At 48.3% G+C, this 23,019-nt stretch carries 9 protein-coding genes; all 9 read left to right on the top strand.

The genetic code is table 11. The features are described 5' to 3' along the window. Positions 1–94 precede the first annotated feature (94 nt). Positions 95–2,899 carry a hybrid sensor histidine kinase/response regulator gene (locus TREPR_RS13230; protein ID WP_041611204.1) on the top strand — a complete coding sequence of 935 codons (2,805 nt, stop codon included), beginning with the start codon at positions 95–97 and terminating at the stop codon, positions 2,897–2,899. 73 nt (positions 2,900–2,972) lie between these two features. Next, positions 2,973–6,221, top strand: a complete 3,249-nt coding sequence (locus TREPR_RS13225) for an ATP-binding protein (RefSeq protein WP_015708827.1) — start codon at positions 2,973–2,975, stop codon at positions 6,219–6,221. 116 nt (positions 6,222–6,337) lie between these two features. After that, the gene (locus TREPR_RS13220) at positions 6,338–9,121 is read left to right on the top strand and encodes a hybrid sensor histidine kinase/response regulator (protein WP_245534739.1); all 2,784 of its coding nucleotides are present in this window, start codon (positions 6,338–6,340) and stop codon (positions 9,119–9,121) included. Then, entirely contained in the window at positions 9,118–10,263 is a 1,146-nt protein-coding gene (locus TREPR_RS13215) for a BMP family ABC transporter substrate-binding protein (RefSeq protein ID WP_015708825.1), read from the top strand. Before TREPR_RS13220 ends, TREPR_RS13215 begins: the two co-directional genes overlap by 4 nt. A gap of 11 nt (positions 10,264–10,274) precedes the next feature. Beyond that, the gene (locus TREPR_RS13210) at positions 10,275–11,414 is read left to right on the top strand and encodes a BMP family ABC transporter substrate-binding protein (protein WP_015708824.1); all 1,140 of its coding nucleotides are present in this window, start codon (positions 10,275–10,277) and stop codon (positions 11,412–11,414) included. After that, positions 11,411–14,632 (top strand): ATP-binding protein, encoded by a 3,222-nt coding sequence (locus TREPR_RS13205; protein ID WP_015708823.1) that lies wholly within the window; start codon positions 11,411–11,413, stop codon positions 14,630–14,632. The genes TREPR_RS13210 and TREPR_RS13205 overlap by 4 nt, the downstream gene beginning before the upstream one ends. After that, a complete protein-coding gene (locus TREPR_RS13200) occupies positions 14,629–17,433 on the top strand; it encodes a hybrid sensor histidine kinase/response regulator (RefSeq protein ID WP_015708822.1) in 2,805 nt (934 codons plus the stop codon). Before TREPR_RS13205 ends, TREPR_RS13200 begins: the two co-directional genes overlap by 4 nt. A 25-nt stretch (positions 17,434–17,458) precedes the next feature. Continuing rightward, complete coding sequence (locus TREPR_RS13195; RefSeq protein WP_015708821.1) at positions 17,459–21,694, top strand: hybrid sensor histidine kinase/response regulator; 4,236 nt, start codon at positions 17,459–17,461, stop codon at positions 21,692–21,694. Further along, positions 21,684–23,015: a response regulator gene (locus TREPR_RS13190; RefSeq protein ID WP_015708820.1), complete on the top strand. Its 1,332-nt coding sequence runs from the start codon at positions 21,684–21,686 to the stop codon at positions 23,013–23,015. The genes TREPR_RS13195 and TREPR_RS13190 overlap by 11 nt, the downstream gene beginning before the upstream one ends. Positions 23,016–23,019 lie beyond the last annotated feature (4 nt).

The following is a 23,019-nucleotide window of genomic DNA, read 5'->3' as shown; positions in this document are numbered from 1 at the left end:
TGATAAAATTTACTTACAGGGATATATTGGTAGAACAATAATAGGCTGTCAAAAAGCCGGAAACAAAGAAATTTAGGAAAAGGTCAGTAAGTGGATGAAAACAAATAACAGTTATATCCTCCGCCTTCTTACCAGCGGGAAATTTGAAAACCATGAGGCGTCCTCGACCATATCCGAAAACAGGGATTCCCTTGGACAGGTAGTGAACGATGCGATGATCCGGTACGTCAGCCTGAATGTTGCCCTCATGTTGGGAGCTTTTTTTCTGATTAGCTTCGGAATTACCGTTTTTATTGCCGGTAATACCCTTCGGAGTTTGCTTGATTTTGCGGTGGCCCTGATCTGCATTAGCAGTGTCTTTTTGCTGCGGACCCGGCTGCCTTTTACGTTTTCGGCCATGCTTCCTGTGGCAGCCTTCAGCACCCTCTGCGCCGTCCTGGCCTTTTCAGGTGGGGTAAACGGCTTTGCTGGGCTGTGGATCTACGCCCAACCTCTGATAGCTATCTTTATCCTCGGATTAACCGTCGGCTCCATCCTTTCGGGACTGCTCATGATCGCCGTGGGGATCACGGTCTTTGTTCCCAGCGCGGGCTTTGCCTATGAAAACGCCGTAGGTTTCCGCATTCTCTGTGTGTTCATTTTAGTTTTTTTACTAACCATGGCCTACGAATGGGTACGGGTCACCAATGACAGGCGGGTCAAAAAGCTTACCGGGGAACTGGAAACGGCCCGGTTGAAAGCCGAAGATGCCGCTGCCAGGGCGGAGGAAGCTGCGGCTGCTAAAAGCAGTTTTCTTGCCAATACCAGCCATGAGATTCGGACCCCTATGAACGCGATCCTGGGGATGACGGAAATGATTTTACGAAAGTCCCCAAATTCTGAAATATACACCGATGCCATGAGTATCAAGCAGGCCGGTGAAAGCCTGCTTTCCATCATTAATGATATTCTGGATTTTTCTAAAATCGAATCCGGAAAAATGGAACTGGCCCCTGCGGAGTATTATTTTGAATCCCTGATCAATGATGTGGTTAATATTATTAAGGTCAGGCTGGGGGAAAAGCATATCCGGTTTATTACCAATGTAGACAGAAACATACCTGCCAAGCTGTACGGCGATATGATACGTATCAGGCAGGTTTTGCTCAACCTCCTCTCAAATGCGGTTAAATATACGGAAAAGGGATCCATAAAACTTACCGTGGATGGTACTTACCGCGGAAAGAGGGAGGGTGAAGAAATCCTCCTTAGCTTTGAGGTTGCGGATACCGGGTACGGCATAAAAGAAACGGATATGGATAAACTCTTCGGTGATTTTACCCGGTTCGACAGCCACAGAAACGGGAGCATTGAGGGGACGGGTCTGGGGCTTGCGATCAGCCGTAATATCTGCCGCCTCATGGGCGGAGATATTACGGTCCAATCCGAGTACGGGGAAGGCAGCGTCTTTAGCGCCGTTATCCCTCAAAAGGTTCGTGAGGAACAGCCTATAGCCGGATTGAAAAAGACAGAAGACAAGGCGGTGCTGCTCTATGAACGGAGGGATGTCTACCGGGATTCGCTGGTCTATTCCCTCGAAAACCTTGGGGCTCCCTATAAGGTTACTAACCGTGAGGGTTTATTTGAGGAACTCGAAAAAGACATCTGGCCTTTTACCTTTGTATCCCCGGATGCTGCGGATGAAGTCAGGAAATTTATACAGGAACGGAATAAAAAAACAGTGATGGTGCTCTTGGCAAAACTGGAAGATGACGAACTGTTCCAGGATACCCCTATGATCAGTATCCCTGCCTATACGGTGCTTATAGCAAATGTGCTTAATGGCGTAAAAGAAATTATACAGGAGAAAAAATCATCGGTCAAGTTCACCGCTCCGGAAGCGAGAATACTCATCGTGGATGATATATCCACAAACCTGAATGTGGCCAGAGGGCTTCTTTCTCCGTATAAGATGGATATTACCACCTGTACCAGCGGAAAGGAAGCGGTCGATTTGGTGCGTAATACTATTTATGACATGGTATTCATGGATCATATGATGCCGGAAATGGACGGGGTTGAGGCAACCGCGGCGATCCGATCTATCAGTGGGGATTATTTTAACACCCTCCCCATCATAGCCCTTACGGCAAATGCGGTGACCGGGATGAAAGAAATGTTTCTTGCGAACGGATTCAGCGATTATATTTCCAAGCCTATTGAAATTGTAAAAATGGATGCCATGATAGCTAAATGGATTCCGCCGGAAAAACGGATACCTGAAAATAGTATAATTGCTGCACCTGTCGGGGAAACCACGGATATGAAAATAGCCGGGGTAGACACAGCCAAAGGTATGTCCATGACCGGAGGGATCGAGTCCGCCTACCGTAAAATATTGGCTGTTTTTTGCAAAGATGCCCTTGATCGTATGTCCCTGCTGGAAAATACGCCTGGTGAACAGGAATTGCCCCTGTTTACCAACAGCGTACACGCCTTAAAAAGCGCTTCCGGAACTATCGGCGCTGCAGCCGTATCAAAGGAGGCGGCGGAATTAGAAGCGGCGGGAAAAGCCGGGGACTTGGCTCTTATCGGCAAATTGCTTCCAGATTTTTACCAGGATCTTAACGCAGTGACGGCGCAGATAGAACTGGTCTTGAATGAAGAAACGCCGTCTGATGGAAGGGACGAAACACAAGCTGCCGGGAAAATCCCCGATTCATGTATTCCCCTGTTCACGGAACTTGCCGAGGTGCTGGAACAGGAAAATATCGGCGCCATACGCCGGCTCCTGACAGAGCTGGAGGAAAAGCCCCTGGATGCAAAAATAAAGGAAACTATCAATAGTGTGGCTAATGCGGTTTTAATGACCGAGTTCGCGGAGGCCATTGAAGCCCTTAAAGAGCTGTTACCCGCATGAATGGAACTATTCTGAAGGGCATTGAATGCGGTGACCCCTACGGCGAATTTATCGTCACCAGGAGAAAAAATAGATGAACATGGCGTTTGTTATAAGGAAAAATTATCAGCAGCTTCTGGTGGTCGTTTTTATTTTCCTCTTCATGATTGCGGGCAGTTTAATCTCCACCGGTATTATTATGCGAAGACAGCTTATCGCAAGCGCCAACGAGTTCATCCATACTGCGGATGCAAATTTGAAAACAACCCTGCGGGAACCGGAATCCACCTTAATAAGTTCCGCCTTTAACATTCAGGATATGATAATGGATAAAAGTCATTCCCAGGAGGATATACTCCGGTATTTGACAGCCCTTACAGACTGGCTCATCGCAAATGAAGACCGGCTTTCGGGATTTAACGGAATGTACGGTTTCATCCGGGGGGATTTTCTGGACGGCACAAGATGGGAACCTCCGGAAGATTATGTGCCTCAGGAACGGCCCTGGTATATAGACGCCAAGGAATCGCCGGGGCAGATCATTATGACAAGTCCCTATGTGGATGCCCAGACCAATTCAATTGTGGTAAGCTTTGCCCAGGAACTGTTTGATGATGGGGACTTCCCGGAATCAAAGGATTCCAGGAAGTCCCTGGGGGTTCTCGCCATGGATGTGCAGCTTACCCGGCTTGAAAGCTATGTGCGCTCCCTCAAACTAAGTGAAGAAGGTTACGGTATACTGCTCAATGAAAACCTGGAAATCATGGTCCACCCAGATGGAACGTATATCAACAAGCCCTTGGGGGATTTATTCTCAGATACCGGGGATCCTAATATCAAAAAGAATCAAACCAATAAAAAAACTTCCGTTCTGATGGAAACCCTGGCGGAAAAAAAAGAAATAAATGCCCTGCAGATATGGGATGAAAACAGCAACAGGGTTATTGTTTTTTTCCGACAGGCATATAACGGCTGGTACTTGGGCCTCGTGGTTCCGGCGGCTAACTTTTATCATGACATATACCGCATATCTTTTGCCATCTTCCTGGTAGGAATAGTTTTGATGCTTGTCCTCTGTTATATGCTGCTGCGCTTAAGCGCAGCGAAGATCCGTTCCGATGACGAAAACAAAAGCAAGTCTTCCTTCCTGGCCCGGATGAGCCACGAGATCCGTACTCCCATGAACGCAGTAATCGGCATGAGCGAACTGGCCCTACGGGCGGAAACCCTTCCCAGGATGAGCGAATATGTAACGGGGATCAAACAGGCGGGGCTTAACCTGCTTTCCCTGATCAACGATATACTTGACCTTTCTAAAATCGAAGCGGGGAACTTGCAAATAAACTCTGCCCCTTACCTCCTTGCCTCCCTTATTAACGATGTACTCAATGTGATTCGGATCAGAATTAACGAAAAACCTATCCTGTTTACTGCAAATGTGGACGCCAATATACCAAAAGAACTTATCGGTGACGAAGCGCGGATCAGGCAGATCCTGCTCAATCTCCTGTCCAATGCCGCCAAGTATACCCGGGAAGGGCATATCATGCTGACCATAGGGATGGAAAAGTCCATAGCAGGGGAACTTGTACTCACCATAGAAATAGCCGACAGCGGCATCGGCATAAAGAAGGAGGACCTTCCGGGACTTTTCGGTAACTTTGTCAGGTTTGACGCGGAAAAAAATAAAAACATTGAAGGCACCGGACTTGGGCTTGCAATTACCCGGAACCTCTGCCTTGCTCTGGGCGGAGATATAACAGCACAAAGTGAATACGGAAAGGGATCGGTCTTTACCGCCCGGATTCCCCAGGGGTACACAGATGATACAAAGCTTGCAGAACTTGAAAACCCGGAAGAAAAGAGAATTCTTTTTTATGATGACCGCGCCCTCTACGCGGAATCCCTCTTCCTTACCCTAGAGAACCTGGGCCTCCCCGTAACGGTTACCATCACTGCCGATGATTTCCTGGAAAAACTCAAAACCAGAGAGTTCCCCTTTGCTTTTGTCTCCGAGAGCGTGGTGGAAAATGCAAGAAAAGTAATACAGGAGGGAGACCTCAAGACCGTACTAACACTGCTGGCGAATTTAGGAGAAATAAGCTCTTTTCAGGATATTCCCATCATCATCATGCCTGCATGGTCAGTCCCCATTGCCAATGTACTCAACGGCATCAAACAGTCCGATTACCGGGAAACCGCGGAAGTCCGGTTTATTGCCCCTGAAGCCTTGGTCCTTATCGTGGATGATATCGAAACGAACCTCAAGGTCGCCGAGGGGCTCCTTGCCCTATATCAGACGGGGATTCATACCTGTGCCGGGGGAGAACAGGCCATAGCCCTGGTTAAGGAACACTCCTACGACATCGTCTTTATGGATCATATGATGCCCGGCATGGACGGCATTGAGGCGACGGCCGCCATACGCGCCTGGGAAGCCAAGCAAGAACGGGCAGTGGAGTTTGAGCCGAAGGATCAAACTCCTAAGGAATATGCGAAGCATATTCCCATTATCGCCCTGACCGCCAATGCGGTTGTGGGGATGAAGGAAATGTTTTTATCAAAAGGATTCAACGATTACCTCGCCAAGCCCATAGAAATTTTAAAGCTGGACGAGATCATGGCAAAGTGGATTCCCCAGGAAAAGAAACGAAATAATAAAACTGCTGATGCCGAAAATAAAACTTCCCCCAATACAAATCAAAGCGAAAAAGAAACCGCCGCCGACTATTCAGCCCTCACCGAAATAGGCGTAGACACCGGCAAAGGAGTTGCCATGACCGGAGGCGAAGCGTCTTACCGCAAAGTGCTTGCCACCTTCCGCAAAGACGCTCTGGAACGGTTGCCCCTGCTGGAGCGTGTTTCCGATGAACAGGAACTTTCCCTTTTTACCACCAATACTCACGCCCTCAAAAGCGCCGCCGGAACCATAGGAGCCGCGGCTGTATCAAAAGTGGCAGCGGAATTGGAAGCGGCGGGAAAGGCCGGGGACTTCTCTCTTATTACAGAGAAGCTTCCCCAGTTTTACCGTGACCTCCAGAAGTTGGCGGAACATATAGAAACGGCGCTGAATAGGGTGGAAGCCGTTGAACTTAACAACGAAGGGACCGGAGAAATTTCCGAAGAGCATTTCGCTCTATTTACGGAATTTGCGGAAGCCCTGAAACAGGAAGATATTGGGACCATCCACCGTATTCTTGCGGAACTTGAAGGAAAGCCCTTTGGCGGAAAAACTCGAAAAACACTGAACGATGTTTCCGACGCAGTCCTCATGAGTGATTTTGACGAAGCAATTAAAAAAATGACGGAAATTTTGTTGCTTTCTAAAGTGGAGCCGAAATGAAAATAAAAAGCCCTCAGCCCTTTGCGTTTTTATTTAGAAAATCCGGAATTTCCGGGAAGCGATCCTTCCTGTTATTTTCATGTGTCCTGTTTTTAATTATTTTTATTGTATCCATAATGACCTATACCATTTCTGCACGGCAGATAAACCGTTCGGCCATAGAACAGCAGCTTATCATAGCTTCTGAAACCATGCGGCTGCGTTTGGCCACCGTCATAAACGGCGAACTCGCCTTGGTGTTAAAAATGGCGGACACACCGATCGTTCAGCAATATTTTCAAAATCCCTCCGATGCCGATCTTGAGTCTGCCGCCGATAAAGAATTTACCAGTTTTCGTCAGCATTTCAAAGATAAAATCGTTTTCTGGGTCAATGACGTGGATAAAATATTTTATTCTATCGAATCTCCCCCCTATGTGGTGAATCCTTTGGATCCGGAATCCTATTGGTACAATATGACCCTTTACCATACCCTGGAGTACAATTTTAACATCAACTATAACCCTGATTTGCAGCAAATCAATCTATGGGTCAATGTACCGGTGTTTACAAATGAAGAAGACGGCGGAAAAAAACCTATCGGCATGCTTGGTACCGGCGTTAATCTTACCGGATTCTCGAATTCGCTGCACCTGGATTTTGACAAGAACATCGCCCTATACCTGTTCAACAACTTAAACGAAATCACCACCGCAGCCGATTATGACCTGATAGCCAATAAGGTCCTTCTCACGGATCACCTGGGTGATGCGGGGGCGGAAATCATCAGAATCGCCCATGAACAGTCTGATTCGGAAATCCGGTCTTTTATCTACGATGGCAGTATGTATGTTGTGGGTTATATTCCCCAATTGGACTGGTATTTAACAGCGGCCAGCAAACTGCCTCCGAACTTTATTGCGGTTGATGCGGTGATGAATATTGTGTTCTTTGGGATGCTGCTTTTGATACTGGCCATTTTTATTGTGTTTAATATTTTTGTTGCGGGTTCGAACAGTGCCATAGAAAAACAAAACCGTCAATTACTGGAAGCAAACAAAAAGGCGGCGGCGGCTTCAGAGGCAAAGAGTAATTTTCTTGCAAAGATGAGCCATGAAATACGTACCCCCATGAATGCGATCATCGGTATGTCAGAACTGATACTGCGTGAAGACATATCCGTCACGGTGAGCGATAATGCCCTGAACGTGAAGCAGGCCGGAACGAACCTGTTGTCTATCATCAACGATATATTGGATTTCTCTAAAATCGAGTCGGGCAATATGGAAATCCTTTCTGAAGAATATCGACTGGCTTCCCTGCTCCATGATGTAATCAATATCATCCGTATGTACCTGGACGAAAAAGCAATCCTCCTGAACATTAACATCAGCGATTCCCTGCCGAACCGCCTGAGAGGCGATGAAGCTCACATCAGGCAGGTGCTCTTAAATTTGCTTTCCAATGCCGCGAAATACACAAAAAAAGGCAGCGTCACCTTTTCTGTATGGGGTGAAGAAGAAAAAGAAAAGGACAAGGACAAGATCATTCTGGTATTTCAGGTAGCAGATACAGGCATCGGCATCAAAGAAGAAGACATGGGGCGGCTCTTTGGAGAATTTACCCAGTTTGACAGCCATGTCAATAAAAATGTGGAAGGTACGGGACTTGGGCTTGCGATTACTAAAAAATTATGCCAGGCCCTGGGCGGCGATGTATCCGTTTCCAGTGTCTATGGCGAGGGCAGCGTTTTTACCGCATCTTTTCCCCAAATTGTAATAGACTGTACCCCGTTGGGTGAGTTGGACGATTATACTTTCAAACATAACGAAGGCGAAAAAATCGGTATGCGGTTTACCGCTCCCGGAGTCCGGCTCCTTATTGTTGACGATATTGCTACCAACCTGAATGTGGCCAAGGGTCTCCTGAGTTTATATCAGATGGATATCACCACCGCCATAAGCGGAAGGGAAGCAATAGGGCTGATAAAGCAAAACCGCTACGATCTGGTATTCATGGACCATATGATGCCCGAAATGGACGGCATAGAAGCTGTTGAGGCCATTAGAGCCCTGGGGGACAGCCGGGGAAATTCTTATTTCCAAACTCTTCCCATAATAGCCCTGACCGCAAACGCGGTAACGGGGATGAAAGAAATGTTTTTATCAAAGGGCTTTAACGATTATCTTTTCAAACCCATTGAAATTTCCAAACTTGATGGACTGATGGACAAATGGATACCTCCTGAAAAACGGATCAATGTTGAAAAGCAAACATCTTCGGAAAGGAAGAGGGAAACCACGGATATAAAAGTTGATAGAATAGATACGGCCAGGGGTCTATCCATGACCGGCGGGACCGAGGCAGGATACCGCAAAGTGCTTGCCGCCTTCCGCAAAGACGCCCTGGACAGGCTATCCTTGTTTGAGCATGACCCCAGCGAACAGGAACTTTCCCTTTTTACCACCAACGTCCACGCCATCAAAAGCGCTGCCGGAACCATAGGCGCTGCTTCTGTTTCACAAGAGGCAGCGGAATTGGAAGCGGCGGGGAAGGCCGGAGACCTCGCTCTTATCGCAGAGCGGCTTCCTCATTTTCATCATGATTTGAAAGAATTGGCGGAGCAGATAGGGGCGGGGCTGAACAGGGTAGAAACTGTGGAAATTAACAGCGAAGGGGCCGGAGAAATTTCTGCACAGTATTCCGTTCTGTTTACAGAACTTGCTGAAGCCCTGAAACAAGAAGATATCGGACTCATCCACCGCATCCTTGCAGAGCTTGAGAAAAAGCCTTTGGAGGCAAAAACAAAAGAGACTATTAGCAGTATTTCCAATGCAGTTTTGATGACAGAATTTGAAGAGGCTATAAGGGAAATTGAAACCTTAACAGATAAAACTAATTCAAGGAGAAGTAATACATGAAAGAAAAATGGGCAAAGATAGTATTGTCAATCATCATCCTGGGAAGCTTGTTTTTGTTTGGAGGCTGCGGAAACAGGAATAATGCCGCCGTTTGGCGGCTTGGCAAAGTCTTGGCTAAAGAAAAGATAAAAGTCGGGATGATCTACGTGACGGATCCCCTGACGGAAACTTCCGGGTATTCATACGCCCATGAAATGGGCATACGGGAAATGCAGGAACGCCTTGGTTTAAAGGATGAGCAGATAATCACCAAAATTCATGTGCAGGACACCGATGCCGAGGGAATAGAAAGCGCCATGAGGGATTGTATCGCCAAGGAGGCGAATATCATCATTGCCACCAGCTGGGGCTATATGGATTCCTGTGAAAAACTTGCCCTGGAATTTCCCCATGTGGTATTTGCCCATGCCTCGGGTTATAAATACAATAGTACTAATTTTACCAATTACTTCGGCCGTATCTATCAGGCCCGTTACCTTTCGGGTATCGCCGCAGGGCTTAAAACAAAAACGGGTAAGGTAGGCTATGTGGCTGCCATGGGCAAGGATAGCAGCGAAGTAACCGGAGGGCTTAACGCCTTTGCCCTGGGGGTTGAGAGCGTAAACAGCAAAGCAAAAATCCAAGTACAGATAACCTATAGCTGGTTCGATCCCATGGAAGAGGCCAACGCAGCCCGCCGCCTCATTGCCGCTGGCTGTGACGTAATCGCCCAGCACTGCGATACGCCTCTCCCCATGATTGAAGCGGAAAGTGCCGGCGTCTGGGGACTGGGGTACAACAGCGATATGTCAAAAGAAGCGCCCCTTGCGGTTATCAGCTCGGTGCTCTGGAATTGGGGCGCTTATTATACCTTCCTGGTACAAAGCGTCATAGACGGCAGCTTTACTACCGAACCATACTTTGGCGGCATTGGCGAAGGGCTTGTTGATATTACCCCGCCTAATATGCTCATCGCTGCGCCTGGTACTACGGAGGCAATTGAGAAAGCCAGAAACCGCATGATAAACAAAAGTTTTAATGTTTTTGACGGAATCCTTGAAGCCAACGACGGCAGAACCATAGGTGAGGCAGGGTTCACCCTTGCGGACAGTGAAATTACCGGGAACATGAGCTGGTATTACCGCAATGTAGAGGAAAATTAGGAGTTTTAATAATGGGTAACAAAATGGCAAAAATCATTTATTTTCCCCCTTTGATGGTACTCCTTTTATTACTGCCGGGCTGCCATGATAAGCAGTATTTGTGGAAACCCGGCGAAGGCATTCCAAAAGAAAAAATCAAGGTGGGGATTATCCATCCAAATGAAATCACTGAAACATCCGGGTACGACTACGCCCATTATGTGGGAACAATCCTCATGCAGCAGGAACTGGGCCTTAGGGATACACAGATACTGCGGAAGACCAACGTGTTTGAAGACGACAGCCGTGCGGTAGAGAATGCCATGCGGGACTGTATTGCCGAAGGGGCCAATATAATCATAGCCGCGAGCTGGGGCTACATGGATTCCTGCGAAAAACTTGCGGCAGAATTCCCCGGGGTTATTTTTGCCCATGCTACGGGCTATAAATTCAACCGTACAAACTTTACCAATTATTCGGGGCGGCTCTATCAGGCCCGGTATCTTTCCGGCATTGTTGCGGGGATGAAAACAAAAACAAACAAGATAGGGTATGTAGCGGCCATGGGTAAGGAAAACAGCGAGGTAAGTTCGGGCATTAACGCCTTTGCCCTGGGGGTGGAAAAGGTAAACCCGGCTGCGCGCATCTATGTAAAGGTAAGCTACAGTTGGTTTGATCCCCTGGGTGAAGCCGAAGCCGCCCGAGCCCTTATCGCCGCAGGCTGTGATGTTATTGCCGAACACTGCAATACCCCCAGCCCGCAGATCACCGCCGAAAAAGCCGGTGTATGGGGCATAGGGTTTAACAGCGATATGAGTAAAGATGCGCCCGACGCAGTCCTTTGCTCGGTCATTCTGAATTGGGGGGTGTACTATACCTACCTCGTTAGGAGCGTGATAGACGGCAGTTTTACTTCCGAACCTTATTTCGGCGGCATAGCTGATGGTATGGTTGATATAACACCCCTCGCGGAATTCGCAGAGAGCGGTACGGCCGAAGCAATTGAGAAGGAGCGGCGGCGCATGGTATATGAGGGCTTCAATGTCTTTGACGGGGATATCAAAACCAATGAGGGCGGGATCATCGGCAAAGAAGGGAAAACCCTGGACGACAGCGAGATAATCAGCGGTATTAACTGGTATTACCGTACGGTGGAAGAAATACAGAAATGAAAAGCAAAACGGGAAGAGTTATCAGAAAAAGTTATCCACTGTTTGTTTTTGTTTTTATCACTTTTATATTGATGATACTGGTGGGCGGTCTTTTTGTCAGTAATATTCTGCGCAAGCGCCTGCGGGAAGATGCGGAAACGGTACTGTTTACTGCGGAGGCGAATATAAATGCAGCCTTGAGCGAAGTTGAATCCATACTCCTCAATTCGCAGTACATAATTGTAAACATGATTGAACAAGGCTCGTCCCAGGAAGAAATCCTCGCCTACCTGCAAGAAACTACCGCCTGGATGCGTCAGCGCGAAGGGGGACTCTTAAAAATTTATGGGATCTACGGGTATATCCGGGGAGAATTGATTGACAGTATGGGCGTCAATCCTGATGAGACCTATATACCCCAGCGGCGGCCCTGGTATCAGACGGCGGTACGGAGCGGAACAAAGACATCTTACACCGCCCCCTACGAGGACTGGGCCAACGGGAATACCATTATTTCGGTAGTAAGAAATATTGACGGCCCTAATGGAAATATGCATGGGATTCTTTCGGTGGATGTGGATATATCCTGGATTCAGGACTATATAAATTCTATGCATCTGGCCCCCGGAGGCTACGGCATGATAGTCAGCCAGAATATGATTTTGATAACAAAGCCCCATACCCAAAGCCCCCTGCTGCGGGGATCCGAAGACGAGTACCATGGAATTCAGCTGCAGGAATTGGGCGCCGATTATCAGGAAATTTCCCGGATGCTCAGAAGGGAGGAGAACATAAGCGCCCGACGGATCAGGGATACCGACGGCTCCGAGGTAATTATTTTTTTCCGGAAAATATTCAACGGTTGGCATGTGGGGCTCATTACCCCCTTCGTCCGGTTCTACCGTGATCTTTATTACACCATAGCGGTCCTTTCGGCGCTGGGGATCATCCTGGCTTTTTCGTTAAGCTTTATTCTTTTACGGATCACCCGGGCAAAAATACAATCCGATGAAGAAAATAAAAGTAAATCTTCTTTTCTGGCCCGGATGAGCCATGAGATCCGTACCCCCATGAACGCCATCATCGGTATCAGCGAACTTGCTTTACGGGAAGACAATTCTCCAAGGACAACCGAATATTTAGGCGGCATCAGGCAGGCGGGAGAAAACCTCCTTTCTATCATCAATGATATTCTTGATTTTTCAAAAATCGAATCCGGCAAGATTGACATCATCAACGCCGAATATATGTTCGCCTCCTTGATAAACGACTGTATCAGTATTATCCGGACCCGGCTTATGGAAAAACCTGTAGTTTTACTGACAAAAATTAACGGCCTCCTACCCGCTTCTTTTATCGGCGATGAATCCAGAATACGCCAGGTACTGCTGAACCTGCTGAGCAATGCGGTTAAGTATACCCATGAAGGCTATATTACCCTGATTATTACAAATAGTAATACTACCAGTAATACCGCCGATGGAAACCTGATACAAACGGCGAATGAAGATACCATGCTCCTTAGCTTTGAAATTGCCGATACAGGGATTGGCATAAAAGAAGAGGATATGGGTAAGCTTTTCGGCGATTTTATCCGGTTCGATCAAAAGGCGAATCAGGGTATTGAGGGAACCGGCCTGGGGCTTGCCATAGCCCGGAACCTCTGCCGCCTCATGGGCGGGGATATTACGGTCAAATCAACATACGGTAAAGGAACGGCGTTTACTGCGTTTTTACCCCAAAGAACGGCAAACAGTGAGCCCTTCGCAGAAGTGAGAGAAGCGAAAACGAAGAATGTACTGGTCTATGAAACGATTAAAGAATATGCGGAATCTATTGTCTATTCGGTGGAAACTCTGGGCGTACCCTGCACCCTGGCGGAGAGCCGGGAGGAATTATCTGCCTCCATGGAAAATCAGGTCTATCAATATGCGATGGCAAGGTCACCCTTATTCGGGGAATTACAAAACCTGATACAGGATGCGGGTATACCCGTAAAACCTGTTCTGGTGCTATTGGCGGATCAGGATGAGGGGGTTTCAAAACCGGACATAAAAACTATTATTATGCCCCTGCATCCCCTCACCATTGCCCGGCTGCTCAATGGCGAAATAGACAGCTCCGGTGGGGTCCAACATAAAAAAGTGAGTGTCAGGTTTACTGCCCCCAAAGCGCGGATACTGTTGGTAGATGATGTGAGTACCAACCTTATCGTGGCGGAAGGGCTTTTGACGCCCTATCAGACAAAGGTTGACTGCTGCGGTTCCGGTGAGGAAGCGATCAAATTCGTGGGGAAGCAGGCCTATGACATTGTTTTTATGGATCACATGATGCCGGGGATGGACGGCCTGGAAGCGACTGCGGCAATCCGCGCATTGCCGCTCCCCTACGTACAGAATATGCCAATCATAGCCCTGACCGCCAATGCGGTTTCCGGCATGAAGGAGATGTTTTTATCCAAGGGATTTAACGATTATCTCTCAAAACCCATAGAACTTACAAAGCTGGATGAAATTATGGGGAAGTGGATTCCCCGTGATAAGAAATATAAAAATGAATCAACGAAAACCGATATTGAAAAAACGGATCGGGGCGGCGCAGGAAATCTGCCTGTTATACTCACCGTTGATTATTCACTCCTCACTTCCATAGGGATGGATCTTTTTAAAGGTATCGCTATGACCGGCGGTACAGAAGCGTCCTACCTGAAGGTATTGACAACATTCCGCAAGGACGCATTGGAACGGCTGCCCTTACTGGGTAGTATTCCCAGCGAACAGGAACTTTCCCTGTTTACTACCAATGTACACGCACTCAAGAGCGCTGCTGCCACCATCGGCGCAGAAGCGGTGTCAAAAGCCGCTGCGGAACTTGAAGCGTCGGGAAAGGCCGGGAACCTGGCCCTTATCTCAGAGCGGCTTCCCGGTTTTTTTCGGGATCTCCAAAATCTGGCGGAACATATAGGAGCGACGCTGAATACCAACACCGCCGTTGAAACTGATTCAAACGAGACCTTTACCCAATACCTCCCCCTATTTACGGATCTAAGGACGGCGCTGGAACAGGAAAGTATCGGAACCATACGCCGCATCCTTGCGGAACTGGAGGCGGAGCCGTTTGACGGAAAAACACGGGAAGCGCTGACGGCGGTTTCTGACGCAGTATTAATGACTGAATTTGCAGAAGCAATAGACAAAATAGACATTTTATTGAACAAAATAGATCGGAGGCTGGGATGATAAAAGGAATAGTAAATATCATTTGGAACATACTGACTTCCGGAAAGGCGCCTAAGGGTGATAAGAAAGAGCTGTCCGATTATATCATCAGCTATATTCTTATGAATTTTATTGCTATTTTTGGCTTCATTTTTCTCACATATTATATAATTATTAATACTAACAAGGGTTCCTATACGGACGCCGCTCTTTGCCTGGGTATGTCGATGATAGCCATCGTATCGTTTATTGCCGCCCGCACCAGGGTTGTTCCTATTGTTCCCGCCATGATTATCCTAAATGCCTATTGTTTATTCTGTGTTCTCCTCATTTGGAACGGCGATGCAGAGGGGATGAATTTTTTATTCGTCTATCTGGTTCCTCCCCTTACCTTAATGATGGAACGCCTGAAGCAGGGTATTATCTATTCCACAATAGTACTTGTTGTTATATGTATCGAAGTCTTTGTACCGGGCATATCCAAGTATTATTATTCCGCCGATATAGCATCCCGGATAATCGTTACTTATTTGCTGATTTTCGGGACCACCATTGCGGTGGAAGCCACCAGGGCTGCCAAGGACAGGGCAAATTCCGAATTGACCGCAAAACTCCGGGAAGAAAGCCAACGGGCAGAAGCCGCTACCACGGCAAAGTCGAATTTCCTTGCCAATACCAGTCATGAGATACGGACCCCCATGAACGCTATTATCGGTATCAGCGAACTTGTCCTCAGGGAAGAAATCTCTCCCCGGGTGACCGAATACATCACTGATATAAAGCAGGCGGGTCACAATCTTCTGGTCATTATTAATGACATACTGGACTTTTCAAAAATTGAATCCGGTAGGCTGGACATTGTGAAAGTTGATTATCTGCTGGGCTCGGTGATAAACGATGTGATCAGCATTATCCGCACCCGGCTGAGCGAAAAACCTATTATCTTTACCGTTGATATTGACAGTAAACTCCCCAACCACCTAATCGGTGATGAAGTCCGCCTTCGCCAGATACTGATGAACCTCCTCTCTAATGCGGTCAAATATACCCGGGATGGGCACATGGTTCTTTCCATCTCAGGCACGCTCCGGGAAGACCGGGTTGTCTTGACCATGTCGGTCTCCGATACCGGTATAGGTATTAAACAGGAAGATATGGGCAAACTATTCGGCCAATTCCAGCAGCTTGATACCCATAAAAACCAGGGCATTGAAGGAACCGGCCTGGGGCTTGCCATAAGCCGCAACCTCTGCCGCCTCATGGGCGGAGATATCACGGTGAGCAGCGTATACGGAGAGGGCAGCATCTTTACTGCAACTATACTCCAGCATGTACAGGACAGCGAAGCTCTGGCGGTGATTGAAAATCCGGAAACAAAAGCGGTGCTGCTCTACGAGTCCCGGAAGGAGTACACCTATTCGATTATCCGTTCGATGGAAAATCTTGGTGTGCCGGTAATGGCGGCTGGGGATAAAGAAGCGTTTTCACGGGAACTTTGGGCTTGTTCACGCCCCGGAGAGAAAAGCTATGCATTTGTGTTTGTAAACGCCGGCATGGTGGAAGAGGCCCAAGCCCTGATACGGGACTTATCACTGCCCACAAAAGTGGTTCTCCTGGTGAACCAGGAGGAAATCGCTTCCTTTAGGAGCATTCCTACCATCACCATGCCTGCTTATACCCTGTCTATTGCAAATGTGATTAGCGATAAGATAGAACTCAACTACCAGAAGAAAACCGATGTACGGTTTACCGCTCCCGGCGCCCGTCTCCTCATCGTCGACGATATTGTTACCAACCTGAATGTAGCCAAGGGTCTCCTAAGTTTATATCAGACCGATATCACCACCGTGACAAGCGGCAAAGAAGCAATAGAGCTGATAAAGAAAAACCGTTATGATATAGTATTTATGGATCACATGATGCCCGAAATGGACGGCATAGAAACGACCGCCGCCATACGTGCCTGGGAAGACAAACAACAAATGTTGGTGGAGTTTGAGCCGAAGGATCAAACTCCCAGGGAACAGGCGAAGCATATTCCAATTATTGCCCTGACTGCAAATGCAGTAACGGGGATGAAGGAAATGTTCCTGGCAAAAGGTTTTAATGACTACCTTTCCAAGCCCATAGAAATTTCAAAACTTGACGGGATGATGGCTGAATGGATTCCTGCTGAAAAAAAGGTACTTTCCGGGCCAGGAACCCCGAAAAGGCCTACAGAAACCACGAATATAAAAATTAACGGGGTGGATACTGCCAAGGGCATCGCCATGACCGGCGGTACCGAAGGGGCCTACCGAAAAGTGCTCGCTTCCTTCCATAAAGATGCGCTGGAACGGCTGCCCTTATTCGAACGTGTTCCCAATGAACAGGAACTTTCCCTTTTTACCACCAGCGTACACGCCCTCAAAAGCGCCTCCGCCACCATCGGTGCCCTTGGGGTATCACAGGAAGCGGCGAAACTGGAGGCGGCGGGGAAGGCGGGGGATCTGACCTATATCGGAGAAGGGCTTTCCTCTTTCTACTGGGATCTGAAAGACCTGTCGGAACAGATAGGGCAGGTTCTGAACAAGAAAGAGGCCGCCATGGCTGATTCTGTGGGACTTGGATCTGAAGAAAGCAAGCGCTATCTGCCCCTGTTTGAAAAACTCTCCGAAGCCCTGAAACAGGAAGAGATTGGAACCATCCATCGCCTCCTTGCGGAACTGGAAGAAAAACCCTTTGACCCTGGGACAATAGAAATCATAGGCCGGATTTCTAATGCGGTATTGATGACCGAATTTGAAGATGCGATCAAGGCTGTTAAAGGGATGCTGCCGTAATAAATAAAAGGAAGGTTATTGAAAGATGAAACGACTAACTGTTTTTTGTAATGGAACTTTTTTCCTTGCCTTGTGGGCCTTTGCGGCGTTGGTTCCCGGGTTCCCCTGTTTCGCGGCAGAGGAAACAGGAGGAAGCGACCGGGAAGCCCGGCTTTTTCTGTCAAACCGGGTTCAGAAAGTTTACCGGAGTACCAACGGCTTCCCCTCGGACGAGGCAAATGCAGTTTTGCAGACCAGTGATGGCTATATGTGGTTTGGCAGTTACCAGGGCCTTATACGGTACGACGGCAGCGCTTTTAAAACCTTTAACGCCATGAGTCAGGATAACTTTCCCAGTTCCAGTGTCCGCTCGCTTTTGGAAGGCCCCGATGGGACCCTTTGGATTGGGACCAACGAAAGCGGCGTGGTAGCCTACAATGGGGAAAGCTTCGAGGTTTTTGACCGCAGCCGGGGGCTTCCTTCCGGCATGATCCGTTCCATCGCCGCAGATCAATCGGGAACCGTCTATTTCGGTTCCGCCGGGGGCATCTTCTCCATCAACAAAGACCGGGAAGTCAGGATTATCCCCCTGGACCTCAACCAGTCGGCCGTGGTTGTCGCCCTTTCCCTGGACAAAAACGGCAACATTTATAGCGTGCTGAATTCGGGCAAACTGGTTATATACACCACCGCGCAAAAAACGATCCTTTTTGATCCCGGCATACCCATCAAAGCGGCGCTTGCCCTTGACAGTGAACATATCATTTTGGGTACCCAGGGTTCATCGGTACTGTTTGCATCCTTTGACGGAGAATCTGTCTCCTATACCGAAAAGCAGATAAGCTGTTCCATGGCAAACAGCATATATAAAGACCAGGAGGACCGTATCTGGATTACTGCGGATACGGGTTTGGGTTTTTTTGATGCCGCCCTGGATTTTCATCCCCTTGAGGGCCTGGGGGCGGCCGGATTTTTTACCGGTATAACCGAGGATTATGAAAAAAATTATTGGCTTACTTCGTCTAACGGGGGAGGGGTTATACTTCTTGCGGAAAGCCCCTTTACCCGGGAGGACCTCCTCCTGGGGCTTCCGGATATGACCTACAATTCGGTTTTGCGTGCGGAAAACCGCTGGTATCTGGCCAGCGATACAGGCCTTATCATAAGCGACACTGAAGGTGTACTGATAGAAAATGAACTTACCCGGGCACTGCAGAATATCCGTGTCCGGTCAATTTATCAGGACCGCAGGGGCGATATCCTGATCAGCACCTATGCAAAATACGGGATTATTCACTATAACCCGGGAACCGGTGTGTGGAGTAATTACCTGGCAGCGGAACGGATCAGACTGGTCCTGGAACTACCCGGCGGAATTTATGCGGTGGGAACCGCCAACGGCCTTTTATTTTTGAAACAGGGTTCCCTTATAAGCCCCCGGGAAATTTTCGGCGGCCAGGCGACTTTCACCATGCCGGATGTAATGGTACTTTCCCTGTATTATGATGAAAAGGGAGATACGCCGGTCCTGTATGCCGGTACGGACGGTAACGGCATCTACGCCTTCAGCAGCAGGGGCGTTGAAAGCATCAATGCGGAAAACGGACTCTCGGGGGATGTAATACTGCGTATGGCGGGAGATGATGAAGGAGGTATCTGGATAAGTACCGGGAACGGCCTCTGTTATATCAAGGGTAAGACCGTGAAGGTACTTGATGTTTTCCCCGCTTATAGTATTTTTGATATCCTGCCGTATAAAGGGAAACTCTGGCTGACCACGGCCAATACCCTTTATGAAGCCGACGCCGCTTTGCTCCGGGAAAATTCCCCTTTGTTTTTGAAACGGGAATTGGGCATACAAAACGGCCTTTCCGGTTCTCTTAACGCGAATACATGGAACCATATTGATGATCAGGGGGGATACCTCTACTTTTGCTGTATCAACGGATTCAGCGCCCTCTCCCTGGAGCAGGAGATATGGCAGCATCTGCCCAAAGCGGCGATCACTTCCGTCGAAGTCGATAACCGCGTCTATTATGACTTTTCCAAAACTCTGGTTGTTCCCAAAACAACAAGCCGCATTACCTTTAACATCGCGCTCCTTTCCTACGGGCTTCATGAACGAACAAACCTTTCCTACCAGCTTGCAGGTCAGGATAAACAGGAATATACTGCCGATTCTGCGGCAAGCAAGGTTTCGTATACCAATCTTGCAGGGGGCAGCTATACCTTTACGGTTCGATCCTCCGGCTCAAAAAACGCCGGGGTTTCCGATAACGCCGTAAGTTTGCAGATAGAAAAAAAACTGGCATACATTGAATATTGGCCGGTGCGTATTTTACTGGCCCTTATTTTTTCTTCCGTCCTGGCCGGAATTGTCCTGCTCATTGTCAGAATCAGCCATACTGCGGAGCGGATCGCCATGGTAAAGGAGCTGGAAGAGGCCAAAGAAAATGCTGAACGGGCCAACAAATACAAAAGCGAATTTCTGGCAAATATGAGCCACGAGATACGAACCCCTATGAACGCCATTGTCGGCATCAGCGAGCTTGTCCTTAGGGAAGAAATAACGCCTCGGGTAACCGAGTATATCACCGATATAAAACAGGCGGGCCATAATCTTCTGCTTATTATCAACGACATACTGGACTTTTCAAAAATTGAATCGGGCAAACTGGATATTATAGAGGTCAATTATTATCTGAGTTCGGTGATAAACGATGTGGTCAGCATAATCCGCACCCGGCTGAATGAAAAACCCATAAGCTTCGCTGTGGATATTGACCCTAAACTCCCCGACAGCCTGACCGGTGACGAAACACGGGTCAGGCAGGTGCTGATGAACATCCTTTCCAATGCGGTCAAATACACCCTGGAGGGAAGTATCGTTCTTGCCATTACCGGCATGCCCCGGGAAGACCGGCTTGTCCTGACCATAAGGGTCACCGACACTGGTATCGGCATTAAACAGGAAGATATGGGTAAACTGTTCGGCCAATTCCAACAGCTTGACACCCACCGGAACCGGAGTATTGAAGGAACCGGCCTGGGGCTTGCCATAAGCCGCAATCTCTGCCGCCTCATGGGAGGAGATATCACGGTGAGCAGCATATACGGAGAGGGCAGTGTTTTTACCGCAACCTTATCCCAGATGGTGCGGGACAACGAACCTATGGAAATGGTAAAAAGTGCGGAACCGAAAACAGGGCGTTTTACTGCTCCCGGCGCCCGACTCCTCATCGTTGACGATATTGTTACTAACCTGAACGTAGCCAAGGGTCTCTTAAGTTTATATCAGACCGATGTCACCACGGCCGCAAGCGGCCGGGAAGCCATAGAACTAATAAAGAAAAACCGCTACGACATAGTATTTATGGACCATATGATGCCCGAAATGGACGGCATTGAAACCACCGAGATCATCCGGTCCCTGGATTCCCCATCGGGGGAGTCCTATTTTCAGACCCTTCCCATCATAGCTCTGACCGCAAACGCAGTGACCGGGATGAAGGAAATGTTTTTGGCAAAGGGCTTTAACGATTACCTTTCCAAGCCCATAGAAATTTCTAAACTGGACCGAATGATGGCTGAATGGATTTCCCCTGAAAAGAAGGTAAAGCCGGACCCGGAAACTGCGGCGCCAGGCGTCATTCCGGTAGAAAACATGGATATAAAAATTACCGGAGTGGATACCGCCAGGGGCTTAGCCATGACCGGCGGAACCGAAGCCGGATACCGGAATGTGTTGAACGCTTTTTACCAGGATATTTTGAACAGGCTCCCTCTGTTTGCCGCCCCCCCTGATGCGGAAACCCTTTCCCTGTTTACCACCAACGTACACGCCCTCAAGAGCGCCGCCGCCACCATCGGGGCCGAATCGGCATCAAAGGCTGCGGCGGAACTGGAGGCGGCGGGGAAGGCGGGAGATCTGGCGCTTGTCACGAAAAAGCTTCCTGGTTTTTATCGGGACCTCCAAAATCTGGCGGATGGTATAGGCCGGGTCCTGAAGGACGATACCCTACAGAATCGGGACGACCCCGTGGGAACGGCTGCCGAATACCTTCCTCTGTTTGCGAAGCTAAGGGAAGCGCTAAAAGAGGAGCAACCGGGACTTATCCGCGATATTCTTGCGGAACTTGAAAATAAACCTATTGACAGCGGAACGAAGGAAATAATTAACAACATTTCAAATTCAGTATTGATGACTGAATTTAATGATGCGTTGTCAGCAATAGATGAACTGATAAAAAAACATGAAAGGAGAAATCAATATGGAAAGTGAACAGGAATTGCTTATATTGGTCGATGATAATCCCACCAACTTGATGAATGGGATAAATGTGTTAAGTGAAAAGTACAATGTTTTTACCGCCCCCTCAGCAAAAAAAATGTTTGCCCTTTTGGAAAAACACCGGCCGGACCTGATCCTGCTTGATATTGAAATGCCCGAGATGAACGGTTACGAGGCTATCAAAATCCTCAAGGAAAAAGATGAAACCAGGGACATCCCGGTTATCTTCCTGACCGGTAAAACTGAAACCAACGATGAACTTGACGGTTTAACCCTGGGGGCCATTGATTACATAACCAAACCCTTTGTACCATCACTTTTACTGAAACGTATTGAGGTACACCTTCTGGTGGAATCCCAGAAAAGGACCATGGAATCCCAGAAACAAAAGCTGGAAGTACAGCAGCGGGAATTACAGTATTACAACGACAACCTGAAAAAAGCTTTTTCAACCTATGTATCCGGGGATGTGGTACAGGATGTGATGAGCGACCCTTCCCGGCTGCAGCTTGGGGGATCAAAACGGAACATGACCGCAATATTTACGGATATTCAGGGCTTTACAAGCGCTGCGGAAATACTGGACCCGGAAGATTTGGTACGGCTGCTTAATGTCTATCTTTCCGGCATGAGCGATATTATCATGGAAGAAAAAGGAACCATAGATAAATATGAAGGGGATGCCATCATGGCCTTTTTCGGCGCCCCCCTGGATCTGCCGGATCACGCCCGGCGGGCCTGTACCTCGGCGGTCCTCATGAAATACAAGGAACGGGAAATCAATGCCTACCTCATTGAAAAAAAGATAAGCCCTGTTCCGCTTTTTACCCGGATCGGGATAAATACCGGGGACATGGTGGTGGGGAATATGGGCAGTGAACGGAAGATGAACTACACCATCATGGGAAACGCAGTAAATCTGGCGTCCCGGCTTGAGGGGGTGAACAAACAATACGGAAGCCGCATTCTGGTTACAGAAGAAACCCTTAAGGCAGCGGGGGATGGCTTCCTGACCCGCCGGCTCGACACGGTGCGGGTGATGGGTGTAGTGACGCCGGTACAAATCCATGAGCTTTTGGATACCGCAGAATCGGCGTCGGTGGAAATCCAAAAACTTGTCGAATCATTTAACCATGCCCGGGATATTTTTGAAAACCGGGACTGGGCCGCCGCAGAAGCGGCCTTTGAAGGAGTATTGAAAGGGGACCCAAATGACGGACCGGCTCGATTATTCCTGGAACGGGCCAGGGCCTTTGGGCAAAAACCGCCCGAAACGGACTGGGACGGGGTGTTTAACCTCAGCGAAAAATGAAGCT

The sequence above is a fragment of the Treponema primitia ZAS-2 genome (assembly GCF_000214375.1).
Classification (GTDB): Bacteria; Spirochaetota; Spirochaetia; order Treponematales; family Breznakiellaceae; genus Termitinema; species Termitinema primitia.
The sequence above is the reverse complement of the archived record's forward strand: the minus strand, read 5'-3'. Positions and strand labels throughout refer to the sequence as shown.